At 75.6% G+C, this 16,406-nt stretch carries 18 protein-coding genes; 7 read left to right on the top strand and 11 right to left on the bottom strand.

Features of this window, described 5'->3' with window-relative positions:
* Positions 1–13: 13 nt before the first annotated feature.
* Genes LN037_RS00590 through LN037_RS00550 form a run of 9 tightly spaced genes read right to left on the bottom strand, consistent with a single transcriptional unit; the run spans position 14 to position 10,177 of the window.
* Entirely contained in the window at positions 14–1,447 is a 1,434-nt protein-coding gene (locus tag LN037_RS00590) for an NADH-quinone oxidoreductase subunit N (protein ID WP_230748827.1), read from the bottom strand.
* Entirely contained in the window at positions 1,444–2,988 is a 1,545-nt protein-coding gene (locus LN037_RS00585) for a complex I subunit 4 family protein (RefSeq protein ID WP_230748825.1), read from the bottom strand. The genes LN037_RS00590 and LN037_RS00585 overlap by 4 nt, the downstream gene beginning before the upstream one ends.
* Positions 2,988–4,865, bottom strand: coding sequence for a proton-conducting transporter transmembrane domain-containing protein (locus tag LN037_RS00580; RefSeq protein ID WP_230748823.1), 1,878 nt, complete (start codon positions 4,863–4,865; stop codon positions 2,988–2,990). The genes LN037_RS00585 and LN037_RS00580 overlap by 1 nt, the downstream gene beginning before the upstream one ends.
* A complete protein-coding gene (locus LN037_RS00575) occupies positions 4,862–5,179 on the bottom strand; it encodes an NADH-quinone oxidoreductase subunit NuoK (protein WP_230748821.1) in 318 nt (105 codons plus the stop codon). The genes LN037_RS00580 and LN037_RS00575 overlap by 4 nt, the downstream gene beginning before the upstream one ends.
* The gene (locus LN037_RS00570) at positions 5,176–5,670 is read right to left on the bottom strand and encodes an NADH-quinone oxidoreductase subunit J (protein ID WP_230748820.1); all 495 of its coding nucleotides are present in this window, start codon (positions 5,668–5,670) and stop codon (positions 5,176–5,178) included. Before LN037_RS00570 ends, LN037_RS00575 begins: the two co-directional genes overlap by 4 nt.
* Positions 5,667–6,560 (bottom strand): NADH-quinone oxidoreductase subunit H, encoded by an 894-nt coding sequence (locus LN037_RS00565; protein ID WP_230748818.1) that lies wholly within the window; start codon positions 6,558–6,560, stop codon positions 5,667–5,669. Before LN037_RS00565 ends, LN037_RS00570 begins: the two co-directional genes overlap by 4 nt.
* Before the next feature lie 13 nt (positions 6,561–6,573).
* On the bottom strand, positions 6,574–7,611 hold the full coding sequence (locus LN037_RS00560; RefSeq protein WP_230748816.1) for a hypothetical protein: 1,038 nt from the start codon (positions 7,609–7,611) through the stop codon (positions 6,574–6,576).
* Positions 7,602–7,961, bottom strand: coding sequence for an NADH-quinone oxidoreductase subunit A (locus LN037_RS00555; protein ID WP_230748814.1), 360 nt, complete (start codon positions 7,959–7,961; stop codon positions 7,602–7,604). Before LN037_RS00555 ends, LN037_RS00560 begins: the two co-directional genes overlap by 10 nt.
* Positions 7,958–10,177 carry a heavy metal translocating P-type ATPase gene (locus LN037_RS00550; RefSeq protein ID WP_230748813.1) on the bottom strand — a complete coding sequence of 740 codons (2,220 nt, stop codon included), beginning with the start codon at positions 10,175–10,177 and terminating at the stop codon, positions 7,958–7,960. Before LN037_RS00550 ends, LN037_RS00555 begins: the two co-directional genes overlap by 4 nt.
* A 73-nt stretch (positions 10,178–10,250) precedes the next feature.
* Between LN037_RS00550 and LN037_RS00545 the strand changes: the two genes are divergently transcribed.
* The 4 genes from LN037_RS00545 (at position 10,251) to LN037_RS00530 (ending at position 12,535) form a co-directional block, all read left to right on the top strand.
* Positions 10,251–10,544 (top strand): metal-sensitive transcriptional regulator, encoded by a 294-nt coding sequence (locus LN037_RS00545; RefSeq protein WP_230748811.1) that lies wholly within the window; start codon positions 10,251–10,253, stop codon positions 10,542–10,544.
* 326 nt (positions 10,545–10,870) lie between these two features.
* Positions 10,871–11,275 carry a DUF3099 domain-containing protein gene (locus LN037_RS00540; protein ID WP_230748809.1) on the top strand — a complete coding sequence of 135 codons (405 nt, stop codon included), beginning with the start codon at positions 10,871–10,873 and terminating at the stop codon, positions 11,273–11,275.
* A gap of 67 nt (positions 11,276–11,342) precedes the next feature.
* Positions 11,343–11,804, top strand: a complete 462-nt coding sequence (locus LN037_RS00535; protein ID WP_230748807.1) for a DUF4383 domain-containing protein — start codon at positions 11,343–11,345, stop codon at positions 11,802–11,804.
* The gene (locus tag LN037_RS00530) at positions 11,801–12,535 is read left to right on the top strand and encodes a GAF and ANTAR domain-containing protein (RefSeq protein ID WP_230748805.1); all 735 of its coding nucleotides are present in this window, start codon (positions 11,801–11,803) and stop codon (positions 12,533–12,535) included. The genes LN037_RS00535 and LN037_RS00530 overlap by 4 nt, the downstream gene beginning before the upstream one ends.
* Before the next feature lie 12 nt (positions 12,536–12,547).
* Here the strand turns inward: LN037_RS00530 and LN037_RS00525 are convergent, their stop codons facing one another.
* Positions 12,548–12,883, bottom strand: coding sequence for a hypothetical protein (locus tag LN037_RS00525; protein WP_230748803.1), 336 nt, complete (start codon positions 12,881–12,883; stop codon positions 12,548–12,550).
* 164 nt (positions 12,884–13,047) lie between these two features.
* Here LN037_RS00525 and LN037_RS00520 point away from each other — a divergent pair, with 164 nt between their 5' ends.
* Positions 13,048–13,368 carry a hypothetical protein gene (locus tag LN037_RS00520; protein WP_230748802.1) on the top strand — a complete coding sequence of 107 codons (321 nt, stop codon included), beginning with the start codon at positions 13,048–13,050 and terminating at the stop codon, positions 13,366–13,368.
* Between the two features lies 1 nt (position 13,369).
* Here the strand turns inward: LN037_RS00520 and LN037_RS00515 are convergent, their stop codons facing one another.
* Positions 13,370–14,557 carry an acetyl-CoA hydrolase/transferase C-terminal domain-containing protein gene (locus tag LN037_RS00515; protein ID WP_230748800.1) on the bottom strand — a complete coding sequence of 396 codons (1,188 nt, stop codon included), beginning with the start codon at positions 14,555–14,557 and terminating at the stop codon, positions 13,370–13,372.
* A 150-nt stretch (positions 14,558–14,707) separates the two neighbouring features.
* Between LN037_RS00515 and LN037_RS00510 the strand changes: the two genes are divergently transcribed.
* Positions 14,708–16,135: a glycoside hydrolase family 183 protein gene (locus tag LN037_RS00510; RefSeq protein WP_230748799.1), complete on the top strand. Its 1,428-nt coding sequence runs from the start codon at positions 14,708–14,710 to the stop codon at positions 16,133–16,135.
* Positions 16,136–16,255: 120 nt separating this feature from the next.
* Positions 16,256–16,378: a hypothetical protein gene (locus LN037_RS32110; protein WP_255692638.1), complete on the top strand. Its 123-nt coding sequence runs from the start codon at positions 16,256–16,258 to the stop codon at positions 16,376–16,378.
* Positions 16,379–16,406: the final 28 nt, after the last annotated feature.

Raw genomic sequence — 16,406 nt, 5'->3', positions numbered from 1 at the left:
CAGGTGGAGGGGATCAGAGGGTGGGGACGAGCACGAGCGCCACGCTCCCCACCACCGACAGCACCGCCAACCCGAGCGCCACCACCCGTGCCCGCGGCGCCACCGGGTCGCGCAGCACCGGGTCGCCGGCGGAGAAGACGGGCGCGATCCAGCGCAGGTAGTACACGAGGCTCGCGATCGAGTTGACCACCACGACGACGCCGAGCCACGCCGCACCGCCGTCGAGGGCCGCGGTGAGCACGCCGAGCTTGCCCGCGAACACGATCGTCGGCGGGGTCCCGACGAGCCCGAGCAGCCCGACCGCCAGCGCCACGGCCAGGCCGGGGTGGCGCCGGGCGAGGCCGCGCTGCTCGCCGATCTCGAGGGCGTGCGGGCGGGCGGCGAGGACCGCGAACACGGCGAGGTTGGTGACGGTGTAGGCGGCGAGGTAGCCGAGCAGGGTCGGCAGCGCCAGCCCGGTGTCCCGCGCGAGGGCGACCGGCACGAGCAGGTAGCCGACCTGGCTGACCGTCGAGTACGCCAGCAGGCGGCGCAGCGAGGTCTGGGCGAACGCGGCGAGGTTCCCCAGCGTCATCGACGCGACGGCGAGGATCGCGACGAGCAGCGGCGTCGGCACGGCCGGGACGGCGAGGGCCAGCCGCCAGACGGCCACGAGCGCGCCGATCTTGGCGGTCGTGGTGAGCACCGCGCCGGTCACCGGCGAGGTCCCGTCCACGGCGTCGGGCACCCAGAAGTGGGCCGGCACGGCACCGGCCGCCATGAGGAGCCCGGCCAGGACCAGGATCATCCCGACGGCGGGTGCGGGGCCGGTCAGGCCCGCCAGCGCGGGGTACGCCGTGGCGCCGGCCAGGCCGAGCAGCAGCGTCGTGCCGGTGAGGGCGAGCAGGCCGAACAGCGCCGAGCTCAGGAAGTACTTGAGCGCCGCCTCGGTGGCCCGGCCGTCGCGTCCGAGCCCGGCCAGGGCGGCCAGGGGGAGCCCGGCGAGCAGGACCGCGGCGGCGAGCAGCAGCAGGTCGGTCGCCCCGCCGAGCAGCATCGCGCCGACGGCCGAGAGCTGGAGCAGGACGGCGAACGCGGTGTCGACCCGGGCGGTCGTCGGCTCGGCCTCGTCGCCCGTCAGCCGTGGCCCACCGCTGCCGCCGGACGTCAGCCGTGGCCCACCGCTGACGTCCGGGCGGTCACCGGCCAGCACCAGCGTCACCACCACGGCGCCCGCCACCACGACGCGCACCACCGTGGTCGCCGTGTCCACCAGGTACGTGCCGTCGAACGCGGGGCCGCGCGGACCCACCACCGCGACCACCGCCGCGGCCACGGCGAACAGCACGCCGAGACCGCGGACCGCCCCCTCCCGCCCCGGCGGCAGCCACGTCCCGACGGCCAGCCCCAGCACGGCGCCCAGCGCGACGAGGGCCTCCGGGGCGAGCGTCAGGACGTCGGCGGTCACCGGGACACCAGGTCCACCACGGTGGCCGCGGCGGGTGCGATCGTCGCCGTGACGAGCCCGGGCGCCAGCCCGATCGCCAGCGAGGCCGCGAGCAGCAGCCCGACGGCCGCGGTCTGGGTGATGCGCAGGTCCGGTGACGCCGGCCGCCGGAAGGCCCCGGTCCGCGGGGGCACGCGCTCGGCCGCGCGCGGCAGGTGCCGGTCGCCCAGCAGCATCGACTGCAGCGCCCGCACGAACAGGGCCGCCGTCACCGCCAGCCCGAGGGCGGCCACCGCGGCGGCCACCGGCACGGCCGGGAGCGACCCGGCGAGGATCGAGAACTCGGCGACGAACCCGGACAGGCCGGGCAGGCCCAGCGACGCGAACGCGGCCACGGCGAACGTCCAGGAGAACCGCGGCATGGGTCCGGCGACGCCCGACCAGGCCGCGATCTCCGAGGTCCCGCCCCGCTCCCGCAGCACGCCGGCCAGGAGGAACAACGCCCCCGTGATCAGGCCGTGGCTCACCATCTGCACCGTCGCACCGGTGACCGCCAGGCCCCGGGCCTCCGGACCCGCCGTCAGGAAGCCGGCGGCGCCGACGGCGAGCAGGACGTAGCCCATGTGGTTCACCGAGGTGTAGGCGACCATCCGCTTGAGGTCGCGCTGGGCGAGCGCCACGAGCGCGCCCCACAGCACCGACACCACCCCGAGCACCACCGCGACCAGCGCGACCGACCGCCACGGCCCGGGCAGCAGCGGCAGTGCGATCCGGACGAAGCCGTAGGTCCCCATCTTCAGCAGGACGGCGGCCAGCACCGCCGACCCGGCGGCGGGGGCGTCGGTGTGCGCGGGCGGCAGCCAGGTGTGCACCGGCCACACCGGCGTCTTGATCGCGAGGCCGATCCCGATCGCGGCGACCGTGAGGACCCCGGCCACGCCGCGGCCGGCGAGGGGGTCGAGGGCGGCGAGGGTCGGGATGTCGAAGGTCGGTCGGGGCGCTGCGACGGCCAGCGACAGGAAGCCGAGCAGCATCACCAGCGAGCCGATGAACGTGTACAGGAAGAACTGCAACGCGCTGCGGGCCCGCGCGCCGCTGCCCCACCCCGCGATGACGAAGTACATGAGCACGATCGACACGTCGAAGAACACGAAGAACAGCACGAGGTCGAGGGCGACGAAGAGCCCGATCGACACCGCCTCGAGCCCCAGGAACAGCAGGACGTACCCGCGGGTGCGGCGCGGGTCGGTGTCGCCGTCCTGCGCCGGGTCGCCGCGCATCGAGTAGAGCGCGACCGCCAGGAACACGAGCGCCGTCATCGCCACGAGCGGCGCGGACAGCCCGTCCAGCCCGACGTGGTAACCGACCCCGAACGCCGGGATCCACGGCACCGCGACCTCGTGCGCGTAGCCGGGGGCGCCGACGCCGGACCACGCGAGGGCCGCGAGCACCACCTCGAGCAGGGCCAGCGCCGTCCACGCCCCGAGGAGCACCTCGCGGCGCGTCACCGGCACCAGCAGCAGCGCCACCACCAGCGGCGCGACCCACATCGCGGTGAGCATCAGCGCACCCCCGCCGACACCACGACCACCGCCACGGCCGCCAGCACGCCGATCGCGATCACCCCCTGTGCGTAGTACTGGTGCTGCCGTCCCGTCTGCGGGCGGCGGGCGAGGTCGCCGAGCCGGCGCACGCCGGTGGCGAACCGGTCGACCGCGGCGGCGATCCGACGCTCGCCGTGGCGCTCCACCCCGCGCGCGAGGACGGGGACCGTCGCGGCCGCCCGCGGCACCGCCGCGCCGAGCGCGGCGTCCGCCCGGTCGAGCAGCCCGGCGAGCGCCAGCACGGGCGTCCCGACGACGGGTCCGGTCAGCGCCTCGAGCCCCAGCCAGCCCCGCACGCGGGCGGCCGCCCGACCCCAGAGCGACGACCGGAGCCGGACCGGGCGGCTGTGCAGCGCCCACGTGGCCGCGGCGGCGAAGAGCACGACCACGCCCGTCGTCAGGAGCTCGCCCGGGTCGGCGCCGGGCACGAGCCCGACGGCCACCCCGACGGCGCCGACCGCGGCGGCCGGCACGGCGAGCACCGCGAGCGCGGCGGTGATGGCCACCGGCACGTGCCGGCGGGCGCGGCCGGGCTGCTCCGCCCCGCGACGGATCGACGGCGAGCGCACCGGCCGCCACACGAACCAGGCGGCGCGGGTGGCCGAGACCGCGGAGAGCACCGTCGCGAGGAGCGCGGCGACGGCCAGCCCGCCCTCGCCGAACGGGATGCCGGTGAGCACGGCGTCCTTGGTCCACCAGAGCGACAGCGGCGGGACCCCGGCGAGCGCGACCGCGCCGACGGTGAAGGGCACCCCCACCGCCGGGTGGCGCCGGGCCGCGCCGCGCAGGGCGGGCAGGGCCCGGGTCCGCAGCACGGCGAGCCAGCCGCCGGCGGCGAGGAAGAGCAGCGCCTTGACGGCCGCGTGGGCCACGAGCAGCCCGGCCGCGCCGGCCGACGCGCCGACCCCGGCGCCCAGCACCATGAGCCCGACCTGCGAGCACGTCGACGCGGCGAGGAGCTGCTTGAGGTCCCGCTGGCAGCACGCGACCAGGCCCAGCACCACCGCGGTGAGCGCCCCGGCCCACGCGACGGTCGTGGCCGCCCAGCCCGTCGTGGCCAGCAGCGGCGCGGAGCGCAGGAGCAGCACGGCCCCGGCCGCGACCATGGTCGCCGAGTGCAGCAGGGCCGAGACCGGGCTCGGCCCGATCATGGCGCCGGAGAGCCAGCCGGAGAACGGGAGCTGCGCCGACTTGCCGAGGGCAGCGACGACGAGCCCGGCCGCGATCAGCGAGGTCCAGGCGGGGTCGGCCGCCGCGAGCTCGGCGAACGCCAGACCCGGCACGCCCGCGGCGAGCGCGGCGCCGGTGGCGACGTAGAGGCCGACGTCGGCCGACCTCGTCGTCAGGAAGGCCCGTCCGGCGGCGGGGCCGACCGCGGGGTCGCGGCGGTCGAAGGCGATCAGCGCCCAGCTCGCGGCCCCCATGACCTCCCACGGCGCGAGCAGGGCGGGCAGCGTTGCGGCGGTGACGGTGGCCAGCATGGCGCCGAGGAACACCAGTACGGCGCCGACGAAGCGGCCGCGCCGCAGGCGCTCCTCCCCGGCGGCCGCGAGCAGCACCAGCGCCCCGACGACGGCGACCGTCACCGCGAGCACGGCGCCGAGGCCGTCGACGGCGTAGGTGAAGGTGATCCCGGGGACGAGGGGGACGACGAACACCGGGACGCCGACGACCGGTCGGGCGGTCGCCAGCTCGACCGCCAGCACGGAGGTGACCACCGCGGCGACGCCCCCGGCCGCGACGACGGGTGCCCCGGTCGCGCGGGGGAACGCGGCGAGCAGCACGAGACCCGCGAGCACGGGGACGGCGAGGAGCAGCGCCAGCAGCAGCGTCATCCGGCGAGCTCCGCGGCGTCGTCGGTGAGGTCGACCTGGCGGGCCCGGTAGAGCGCGAGCGCCACCGCGAAGCCCATCGCCATCTCGACCGCCATGACGGTCACGAGCACGACGATCAGCACGCTTGCGACCACCGGGGCGCCGCCGGCCCACCAGAACGCCCCGGCGGCGAGGAGCAGGCCGTTCACCACGAGCTCCAGGCCCATCATGATCATCACGACCGACTGCTGGGAGAGCGCGCCGTACAGCCCGGTGGCGATCAGGGCGGCGGCCGCGGTGAGGGCGAGGCGCAGGACGAGCTCCGTCGTGCTCACCGTCGGCTCACCGCCACCGCGACCGTCCCGACGATCGTGGCCAGCAGCGCGAGCCCGAGCGTCATCATCGTCAGCATCTGCCCGCCCATGAGCGCGTCGCCGAGGGCGAGGGTCGGATCCCCGACCGCGGCAGGACCCGGCGTCGGGAACGGCACGAGCCAGACCCCCGTGGTGAGGAGGCCGAAGACGACGAGGGCGATCGCCCAGGAGCCCCGGCGGTTGTGGACCATCGTCATCGGCATCAGACCGGCCGGGTTCATCATCAGCATCACCATGAAGACGACCATGATCATCATCTCGATCGTCATCATCAGGATCACCACGGTCCCGAGGTAGCCCAGGCCGAACCCGATGAGCACCGCGCCGACGGCGACGAACGACGCGAGCAGCAGGAACGTCGCGCGGGCCATCGAGTTGACCGTGAAGACGAGCAGCCCGGTGACCACGGCGACGGCCCCGAGGGCGCCGACGACGGCGACCAGGGCGGTCACGCGAGCACCACGAGCGTGACGACGAGCGCCTGCGCGACCGCGAGGGGGACGAGGACGACCCACGCGAGGGTCGCGAACCGGGCCATCCGCAGCATCGGCACGGCGCGGCGCAGGGCCAGTAGGAGCCCGAGCACGACGGCGAGCTTCACCCCGAACCACAGCGCGGGCAGGCCGGGGAAGGGATCCGGACCGGTGATCGGCGGCGGGGCGCCCCCGCCCAGGAACAGCGGCACGGCCATCGCCGCGGCCGCCGTCAGGAGCATCCAGCGCCCGGCGAGCAGCAGCAGCCGGTCGAGCCCGGCGTGCTCGGCGGCGGCGCCCCCGGCGAGGTCGCGGCCCAGCGGCGCCGCGAACGGGCCCCAGAAGGCCATCGCGGCCACGGAGACGAGGTAGAGCACGAACGCGGCCGGCATCCACACGGCGTACCAGAGGTCCTGCTGGGCGGCGGCGATCGCCACGGGTGACAGCGAACCGGCCGCGATCGCCGGGGTGATGATCGCGAGCATGTGCGGGACCTCGTAGGCGAGGCCCAGCGGCAGGACGCGGTAGCCGCCGGCCAGGCTCGTCACCGCGTTCGGTCCCCAGCCCGCGACCCACACGGCGAACCAGGCCACCACCTCCATCGCGTTGAACCAGACGACCCCGACGTCGAGGTCGACCGGCGCCCGGTCGCCGAGCGGGACGACGGCGAGCGCGAGGACCGCGGCGACCGGCAGCAGGGCCAGCCCGACCCGCGCGAGCCCCGGGTCGTCGTCCGGGGTGCGTCGCCGTTGCTTGCCGAGCAGGCGGAGGGTCTCGACGGCGGGGGTGGCGGGCGACTCGCCCGCGGTCACGGCCTTCAGGCCCGCCGCGAGCCCGGCGACGAGGACGAGCCCGGGCGCGAGGACCACGAGGACGACCAGCTCAGTGGTGGTGATGGGTCACCTCCGGCGGCGCGAAGGCCGCGACCGGGCCAGCGCCCAGGGTGGTGTCGGGGTCGAGTGCGGCGAGGACGAGCCGGGCCGCCCCGAGCTCGAGGCCGACCATGGCCTGCACGGCCTTCTCCGCGGTCGGACGCACCGGGGGCGGGAGGCTGCCGCCGAGGGCACCGGCGAGGTGCGCGACGCGGTCGGCCAGCGTCCGTTCCTCCACCGCGCCGCCGACGAGCGGGACGTCCCGCACCGCCCACCGCACGGGGCGGTTCCGGTGCAGGCGGCGGCCGAAGGCGGTCAGTTCGCCGGGCTCGGGGTCGTGGTCGCGGAGGTGGCGGGCCCGGGCGGCGAGGTGGTCCGCGCCGAGGAGGCCGAGCACCCGGGTGAGGACGTCGAGGCGGGTGCGGTCGGGCCCGAGCGGCGACCGGCCGCGGCTGCCCGGGCCGACGCTCGCCGGCACGTCGAGCACCTCGGCGTGCGCGTCGGTCACGAGGTCGCCGGCCAGCGTCACGTGCGCCACGAGACCCGCCGGCCAGTGGGGGAGGACCGGCCCGAGCGCGACGTGCAGGGCGTCCAGGGCGAGGCCGTCGCGGTCGTAGAAGGCGAGGTCGGCCATCTGCGGCTCCGGAGGCACGTCCACCTCTCGGTGGTCGGCCCAATCCCCATCTGGCAGCAAAGCGTCGTTACTGGCGTCCAGTGACAGTGACGACGCTCTGCTGCCACGAGGCCGGGAAGACCGCAGCCCCGCCGCCGCGTCGTCGAGCGCCGACCGGAGCACGCCCGCCGTCGGGACCGCCACGAGCACCCGCGGCGCCGGCACCGTCGCCCACACCGACCGGACCACCGCCGCGAGGCGCGGGCCCGGCGTGCCGAGCACGAGCGCGACGTCGGCGTCGACGGGCGCCGACGCCTCCGGCCAGCGACGGCGGGCGAGCTCGGCCTCGACGGCGAGCCGGAGGCCGAGGTCCACGGTCGCAGGCGTGATCGTCAGGACGTGCGGGCGGCGGGCGAGCACGGACCTCAGGACCACCGGAAGGCGCCCTCCCGCCACGCGTAGCCGACGCCCACGAGCAGGATCCCGAGGAAGACGAACATCTCGACCGCGGCGCCCGTCCCGGACCGCGCCACGACGAGCGTCCACGGGTACATGAAGAGCATCTCCATGTCGAAGGCCAGGAAGACCAGCGCGAGGGTCGTCCACCGGACGTGCCACCGCGAGACCGCGTGCTCCACCACGGGCATCCCGCCGGCGTGCGGCGCGGCCACGAGCGGTCGGCGCGTCCCGGTCGCGGCCCGCGCCACCCACGACACGGCGACGACGAGGCCCACGCCCAGCAGGGCGACCCCGCCGACCACGGCGAGCGCCACGAACGGCGTCACCGGAACCGTCGCAGGCGCAGGCTGTTGCCCACCACGAACACGCTGGAGAAGGCCATCGCCGCGCCCGCGACCATCGGGTTGAGCAGGCCCAGCGCCGCCAGCGGGATCGCCGCCACGTTGTAGGCGAAGGCCCAGAACAGGTTGCCCCTGATGGTGGCGAGGGTGCGGCGGGCCAGACGCAGCGCCTCGGGCACCGCACGCAGGTCCTCGCGCACCAGGGTCACGTCGCCCGCCTCGATCGCGACGTCGGTGCCGGTGCCCATGGCGAGCCCGAGGTCGGCGCGGGCGAGGGCGGCGGCGTCGTTCACGCCGTCGCCGACCATCGCGACCGCGTGCCCCTGCGCCTGCAGCGCGGCCACCACGTCCGCCTTCTCCTCGGGCAGCACGCCGGCGTGGACCTCGTCGATGCCCACGCTCGCGGCGACCGCCCGCGCCGCGGCCTCGTGGTCCCCGGTCAGCAGCACGGGGCGCACCCCGAGGTCGCGCAGCGCGCGCACGGCGTCCGCGGAGGTCGCGCGCACGGTGTCGGCCACCGCGAGCACGGCGCGCGCCTCGCCGTCCCAGCCCACGACGACCGCGGTGGCCCCGTCGGCCTGCGCGGCCTCGAGGTCGGCGGTGAGCGCGGGGGAGAGCGGCATCCCGTGCTCGGCCAGCAGCGTGGGGCGGCCGACGAGCACCTCGACGCCGTCCACCGTCCCGCTCACCCCCAGCCCGTCGATCGTCCGTGCGTCGGTCGCGGCGGGCAGCGGACCGCGGGAGCGCCCCGCGTCCGCGATCGCCCGCGCGATCGGGTGGGTCGACCCGTCCTCGACCGCCGCGGCGTACCGCAGCGCGGTCGCCGGAGCGTCCCCCACCAGCCGCATCGCCCCGGTCGTCAGGGTGCCGGTCTTGTCGAGGACCACGGTGTCGACGCGCCGGGTGGACTCCAACACCTCCGGGCCACGCAGCAGGATCCCGAGCTGCGCGCCGCGGCCGGTGCCGACCATCAGCGCGGTCGGCGTGGCCAGTCCGAGGGCGCACGGGCAGGCGATGATGAGGACGGCGACGGCCGCGGTGAAGGCCCCGCCCAGGTCGCCCGCGAGCACGAGCCAGGCGACGAAGGTCGCGACGGCCACCAGCACGACCACGGGCACGAACACGCCCGAGACCCGGTCGGCCAGCCGCTGGACGTCGGCCTTGCCGTTCTGCGCCTCGGCGACCCGACGGGCGATCCGGGCGAGCTGGGTGTCCGCGCCCACCCTGGTCGCGCGCACCACCAGACGGGAGCCGACGGCGACGCAGCCGCCGACCACCTCGGCGCCCGGGGACACCTCGACCGGCACCGACTCCCCGGTCACCGTGCTCGCGTCGACCGCGCCGACGCCGGCGACGACGACGCCGTCGGTCGCGATCCGCTCGCCGGGCCGGACCACGAACTCGTCGCCGACGACGAGCCGCTCCACCGGGACGCGGGTCTCGGTCCCGTCCACGAGGAGGGCGACGTCCTTCGCGCCGAGGTCGAGCAGGGCCCGCAGGGCCGCGCCGGCCCGGCGCTTGGCGCGCGCCTCGAAGAACCGTCCGGCGAGCACGAACGTCGTCACCGCGGCCGCGGTCTCGAGGTAGATCGCGTCACCGGGGTCGGCGGTGAGGGAGAACGCGTGGGTCATGCCCGGCATGCCGGCGTCGCCGAACAGCAGGGCCCAGATCGACCACAGCAGCGCGGCGAGCGTCCCGAGCGAGATCAGCGTGTCCATGGTCGCCGTGCCGTGGCGCAGGTTGACCGCGGCGGCCCGGTGGAAGCGCCAGCCACCCCACACGACGACGGGGGCGGCGAGGACCAGGGAGATCCACTGCCAGTCGACGAACTGCCACGCGGGGACCATCGCGAGCGCGACGACGGGCACCGTGAGTGCCGCGCTGACGAGCACGCGGTGCCGCAGCTCGTCGACCTCGGGGTCCCCGCCGTCCCCGCCGCCGTCGTCGCCGCCCTCCGCGGATCCGTCGCGCGGGGCGGGCGGCGCCGCGCCGTAACCGAGCTTCTCGACCGTCTCGACCAGCGCGGCCGTCGACACCCCCGGGGGGTGTTCGACGTGCGCGTTCTCGGTCGCGTAGTTGACGCTGGCGGTGACGCCCTCGAGTCGGTTGAGCTTCTTCTCGATCCGCATCGCGCACGACGCGCAGGTCATGCCGGAGATGGCGAGCTCGGTGCTCGTGCGCGGGTCCGTCGTCGTCGCCATGGCCGTAGTGATACCCCCCAGGGGTATGAGCGTCAAACGGGGTGACATACCCCGCCCGGGTATCATCGCACCCGTGAGCGAGCACCAGCACGGCTACTCCCCGCACAAGGACGCACACCTGCGGCGCCTGAAGCGCGTCGAGGGCCAGGTCCGTGGCATCGCACGCATGGTCGAGGAGGACAAGTACTGCATCGACGTCCTCACCCAGGTCAGCGCGGTCACCGGGGCGCTGCAGAACCTGGCGCTCGCGCTGCTCGAGGAGCACATGGGCTCCTGCGTCGTCGACGCCGCGAAGGCGGGGGACGCAGAGGCCAGGGAGAAGGTGGCGGAGGCCTCGGCCGCGATCGCGCGGCTCGTGCGTTCCTGACGCCGGGCGGGGCCCTGGATGCGGTGACCCCGCCGCCCCGGGGGAGGGGCGACGGGGTCGGACCGGTCTCCTCGGGGGGCAAGGGGACCAGCGGGGAGACTGTCCCATCTTCATCTAGTTGTACGCAATGTGACCGAGCCCGCTCCGCTCCGTCCGATCCGTCCGACCGACCGCGGTGGACATGACCGGGGCCACGCCGCCGACGGGACCCGCCCCGGATGCTCCCCGGCTATCGCGACGTTGATCCTGATGCCGCTCCGACATCGTCCCGGGACCGGGACGCGAGGCGGCGGATCCGGGCAACGGCGCCCGGGGAGGAGGACGTCGTGGGACGTCGTCAGGCACCCGTACTCATCACCGACGCGGCGGTCTCGTTCGAGCAGCAGTTCGCCGCCCGCCGTCGTCGCTACTCGCTGATCATGGCCATGCGCATCCCGTGCCTCGTGCTCGCGGGCGTCTTCGGGATCGCGTTCGGCTGGACCTGGGTGGCCGTCGCGCTGATCGTGGCGTCGGTCCCGCTGCCGTGGATCGCGGTGCTCATCGCCAACGACGCCCCGCCGCGCCGGGCGGAGAAGCCCGCCCGCTTCCACACCGACCACCGGCAGCACCGGCTCGAGGCCGCGACCCACGAGGTCGTCGAGCCCGCCGAGGTCGTCGTGCCCGCCGAGGTGCTCGTGCCCACCGAGGTGCTCGGGGCACCCGAGGACGACGTGTACCACCGCGCGGCCTGACCGCGTCCCCGGTCCGGGGCCGCGTCGGACGTGGTTCGTCCGGCCCCGGACGGGTATCAGGCGGCCCATGAGTACCGCCACCGCCACCATCACCCGCAGTCCCGTCCAGTTCGCCGCGACCGTCGTCGGGGTGGTGTTCCTGCTGGTCGGGGTCCTGGGCTTCGTCCCCGGCGTCACCACGCAGCTCGACGCGCTCGCGGTCGCCGGGCACGGCTCGGGGGCGATGCTGCTCGGGCTGTTCCACGTCTCGGTGCTGCACAACCTCGTGCACCTGCTCTTCGGGGTCGCGGGTCTCGCGCTCGCCCGCACCTCCGGCGCCGCGTACGGCTACCTCGTCGGCGGCGGGGCGATCTACCTGCTGCTCGCGATCTACGGGGCGTTCCTGCCGGCGGACAGTGCGGCCAACGTCGTGCCCGTCAACACCGCCGACAACTGGCTGCACCTCGTCCTCGCGGCCGGCATGGTCGGCCTGGGGCTCGCCCTCGGTCGGAGCCGCACCGCGGACCGCCCGGCCGGTGAGCGGCGATGAGCGACGGGACGGACGACCGGCTCGTCATCGCCCTGCGCGGCGCCGCGACCGAGTTGCTCGGGCACCGGAGCATCCGGGACCTCGAGAACCTGCTCGGTCAGGTGGTCGCGTCCGCGGTGGAGACGATCCCCGCGGTGGACGCGGGCAGCATCTCGATGGTCGAGCAGGGCCGCGTCGAGACCCGCCACCCCACCAGCGAGCTGATCGGGCAGCTGGACGACACCCAGAGCGAGCTCGGTGAGGGCCCGTGCCTGAGTGCCATCCTCGACCCGCCCGAGAGCGGTGTCGTCGTGGCCCAGGACCTCGGGGGCGACGACGCGCCCCGCTGGCCGCGGTTCTCCGAGGCCGTCGTGCGCTCGGGCTTCCGCGGCCTGCTCTCGGTCCAGCTCACCACGCAGGGCGGCGTGCGCGGTGCCCTGAACCTCTACGCGGAGCGGCCGGACGCGTTCGACGAGCACTCCCGCACGCTCGCGGGCCTGTTCGGGGTGCAGGCGGCGGTCCTGCTCTACGGCGCGAACCAGGCCCACCACCTGCAGCGCGCGATCGACTCGCGCGACCTCATCGGCCGGGCGAAGGGCATCCTCGCCGAGCGCTTCTCGATCGACGACGAGACCGCGTTCCAGATGCTGGTGAAGTCCTCGCAGGACACCAACCTCAAGCTCACCGCGGTGGCGCAGTGGGTGGCCGAGAGCGCGTCCGCGCGCCGGGTGATGCCGAGCGGGCCCGCCTGACGCCGGGTCGGGTCAGCCGAGCGCGGTGACCCGCGCCCGGAGCTCGGCGGCGAGGTTCTCCACCCCGCCGAAGCGACGGTCGACGACGAGCTGGCCGAGGCACGACAGGAGCACGGCGGGCCACTCGACGAGCCCGAGGATCCCGGCGCCGAGGAAGAGCCCGTACATCAGCAGGCTCTCCGGCTCCGGGACGTGGGCCGCGATCCAGGCGCGGACGGCGGCGTCGTCGCCGCGGTCGAGCGCGGCCAACAGGTCGGGCGCGTGCAGCGGATCCCCGTGCTTCTCCGGCGGCAGCGCGGGCGCCGCCCCGGGACCCGTCGGGACGCTGGTCAGCACGCGGTCGGCCATGCGCCCCGACGCTACCCGCGGATCACCGCCCTGTCGCCGGATCACCGGAGGACGGTGCGGCCCGGCCGGTGACGGCGGGCGTCGGTCGGGTGACACCTCGTCGGGAACCCGCGTCGACGACCGGGGGTGGCGGACGGCGGAGCGTGATCAGTAAGACTGCCTATGTGAGCGGTGAAGCAACGGGTCCCGGCGAGGTGGGCGAGTCCGACGCGCTCCGGGCGGTCGCGTCGCAGGTCGTGGTCGAGGTGGAGACCTGGGCGGCCGACGGGCTGGGCCGCGACGTCGCGCTCGCCCTCGTGCAGAACGCCCTGCCCCTGCTCGAGGGCACCGTCGAGACCCTGCCGCGGCTCCAGCGCCGCGCGCACGCCCAGGTGCTCACGGCCCTGCTCCTGCTCCTCGACGACCCGGTGGCGGGAGCGCTCGCGACCGACCTGGTCGAGGTCCTCCGCGACGTGGCCCCGCGGCCCCGCGTGCTCGCCGGGTAGGTCACGGCCAGAGCGCGCGCAGCGCCGCGCGCCGCTCCCCGCGGTCGAGCCCGCGCAGGTCGGCGACGCCGTGCTCGGTGACGACCACGTCGACGTCGTGACTCGCGGTGGTCACGGGCCGGGCGAGGCGCTCGACCATCGTCGACCGCCCGCGGTGGGTGCTGGCGAGCGCGACGACCGACAGCCCGCGACGGGACCGCGTGGCCGCCGCCGCGTAGTCCGGGTGCCCGCCGATCCCACCGACGATCGCCGACGCCGGGCCCTCGACGTTCACCTGACCGTCCGGGTCGACCTCGACGGCGGTGTTCACCGCGACGAGCGGCGGGTCGGCGGCCAGGCGGTTCGGATCGTGCGTCACCTCGACGCCGTGCAGCACCGGCCGACCGGCCCGCCCGTGCGCGTCGGCCCAGGCGTAGAGGCGCGGCGTCCCGACGAGGTAGGTGGCCGTCGGGGTCGACGCGAGCAGCCCGGCCTCGTCGAGGTCGACGACCGGGTCGCCGAGCAGGCCGGAGTCGGCGTGCACCGGCCGCCCGCGCTCGAGGATCCCGCGCACCACCGCCTGGCCGAGCTGGCCCGGGGCCCACTGGACCCGGGCGTCGTCGGGAAGGAGCCCCGCGACGAGCTCGCCGATCCGCCGGTGCTCCGGGCTCGGCTCGGGGGCGACGGGCACGACCGCCGGCCCCGTCGAGACGTGCCCGACGACGAAGGTCCGGTCCTCGGGCAGGGGTGGACCCGCTGCGGCGCGGGGGAGCGCGTCGTCGAGGACCACCGCGATCGGCACCCCCGCGTCGATCACCGACCGGACCCACGACACCTCGCTGCCCAGCACCGGCCCGGTGGGCCCCGGTGCCGCCGCCACCACGAGCAGATCCGGACGCAGCGGCCCCGCGAGCAGCGCGGGCATCGCCGAGAGCCGGGCCGGGACCGCCCGCACGTGTCCGGCGGAGACTCCCGCGCGCAGGCCCCAGCCGGGCATCACGGTCCGCGCGTCGGCGAACGCGGCGAGGTCGAGCCCGTCCACCGGGGCGGGCATCCACCCGAGCACCAGGCGCACGTCACCGCGGTCGCGGGCGAGGTCGGAGAGCGCGGCGAAGGCCGCCCGCGGGGCGCCGCACCCGTCGGCGACGGCGATCCGCGCCCCCGGTCGGACGAGGGACGCGAGGGCTCGGGTGTCGATCTCCGCGCTCACGATCGGTACTCCTCGGACGGGTGGTCGGTGGACGGGTCGTGATCATGCCGGACGGTTCCGGCGACCCCCGGGTGGTGATCGGGACACCTGTGGGTGACCGGGTGTTTCGTGCCCCGGCCCGGCCGCGCCCGGTTCCTAGCGTGCGCCGCCATGGAGCACGTACGCCGGCGGCGGACCCTCGCCGCGCTGACCGCGGGACTGGTCGCCCTCGTCGGGTTCACCGTGGGGACCGCGGCGGTCGCCGCGCCGGCGGAGACCGGGGCCTGGGCGGTGCAGCGGGCGGCCACCGCGAAGGTCGCGGACCTGATCGGCGCCGGGTCGATGAACGACACGGGCGCACGCTACGGGGTCGAGGGCACCGACCTCGGCCACATGTTCATGGTCGGGCCGCGGATGGCCATGACCTTCGGCGACACCTTCGGCGCACCGGCGGCGAAGGACTTCTTCTCGGTCCCGCACACCGACTGGCGCTCCAACGTCATCGCCTCGATCGACCCGCCGGCGTCCCCGGCGCAGGGGCTCGCGTTCAAGGGGATGATCACCGACCGCGCCGGGCACGCCAAGGAGCTGATCCCCTCGCAGAAGAGGAAGGGGATCCAGGAGACGGTGATCCCGACCTACGGCATCGCGACCGGGGCGAGGAACACCACGATGAACCTGCAGTACATGTCGGTGCGCAGCTTCGACGAGCCCGGGCACTGGCGGCTGACCGGCTCGGGGATCGTCACCTCCACCGACGGCGGCACCACGTGGACCGACTCCGGGGCGCGCTGGCCCGCGGACTCGAAGTTCGGCCAGGTCGCCTACGTGCGCCCCGGAGGCCCGGACGACCCGACGTCCCCGGTCGCCGCGGGCGTCGCGCCCGGCTCCGAGATCTACGTCTACGGCATCCCCGGCGGCCGCTACGGCGACCTGTCGCTCGCGAAGGTCCCGGCGGACCGGCTGACCGACACGGCCGCCTACCGCTACTGGAACGGCACGACCTGGGTGGCGGGGGAGGCGAACGCGGTGCCCGTCGTCCGGGGACCGGTCGGCGAGCTCTCGGTGCGCTGGAACGCCTTCTACCAGCGCTGGATCATGATGTACCTGGTCGACGACACCGGCGAGATCGTGCTGCGGACCGCTCCCGCGCCGACCGGACCGTGGACGCCCGCGCAGGTCGTCACCACCACGAAGGACTTCCCCCGGGCCTACGCGCCCTACCTGACGCCGCGGTGGAACGACGGGCCCGACATCTGGTTCACGATGTCGCAGTTCACGACCTACCGCGTGGAGCTGATGAAGACCCGCCTCGCGACGCTCGCGGCGGGGGCCGCCCTGCCCGCCGCCGTGGTCCCGCAGTCCGCGTCCGCCCGGCAGGCGTCGCTCACCGCGCCGGCCTTCCGGACGCCGGGTCCTGCCGCGCCGGGGACCACCGCCCCGGCCCCCTCGAGCGCGCCTGCACCGACCACGACGAGTCCCACCACGACGACCGTCCCGTCCGCCGCTCCGGCGACGGCGCCGACCACGGCTCCCTCCACGATCGACACAGCGTCGCCGGAACCGGAGCCCGTGACCACCTCGTCGCCCTCCGGTTGAGCTGACCGGGCGAACCTCGACCACTGACCGTCGCAACTTCCTCCCGTCCGATCGAACACCCGTGCTAGTCCTCATAGGAGGGGTTACGGGGAACGGGGGGCAGCAGTGATCGAGTCGTGGATGCTGGTGTTGGGCGCCGGCGGTGTCGGAGGGTTCTTCGTCGGGCGCTGGAGCGCGGAGATCCGCCGCGCCCGGTACGACGGGCGGCGCCTGTGGGCGCAGCGCAAGAACTACCGGTTGTAGCCCCGACTTCCCGTCGGACCGGCGATCG

Origin of the sequence: Actinomycetospora soli, assembly GCF_021026295.1 — a bacterium.
GTDB classification, from domain to species: domain Bacteria; phylum Actinomycetota; class Actinomycetes; order Mycobacteriales; family Pseudonocardiaceae; genus Actinomycetospora; species Actinomycetospora soli.
This window is presented reverse-complemented; position numbering and strand designations above follow the sequence as displayed.

Bases quoted from the DNA above. Each gene is read 5' to 3' on its own strand.
- LN037_RS00585 (WP_230748825.1), bottom strand. From the start codon at position 2,988: ATGCTCACCGCGATGTGGGTCGCGCCGCTGGTGGTGGCGCTGCTGCTG.
- LN037_RS00580 (WP_230748823.1), bottom strand. From the start codon at position 4,865: ATGACGCTGCTGCTGGCGCTGCTCCTCGCCGTCCCCGTGCTCGCGGGT.
- LN037_RS00550 (WP_230748813.1), bottom strand. From the start codon at position 10,177: ATGGCGACGACGACGGACCCGCGCACGAGCACCGAGCTCGCCATCTCC.
- LN037_RS00535 (WP_230748807.1), top strand. From the start codon at position 11,343: ATGAGTACCGCCACCGCCACCATCACCCGCAGTCCCGTCCAGTTCGCC.
- LN037_RS00530 (WP_230748805.1), top strand. From the start codon at position 11,801: ATGAGCGACGGGACGGACGACCGGCTCGTCATCGCCCTGCGCGGCGCC.
- LN037_RS00525 (WP_230748803.1), bottom strand. From the start codon at position 12,883: ATGGCCGACCGCGTGCTGACCAGCGTCCCGACGGGTCCCGGGGCGGCG.
- LN037_RS00510 (WP_230748799.1), top strand. From the start codon at position 14,708: ATGGAGCACGTACGCCGGCGGCGGACCCTCGCCGCGCTGACCGCGGGA.
- LN037_RS32110 (WP_255692638.1), top strand. From the start codon at position 16,256: ATGCTGGTGTTGGGCGCCGGCGGTGTCGGAGGGTTCTTCGTCGGGCGC.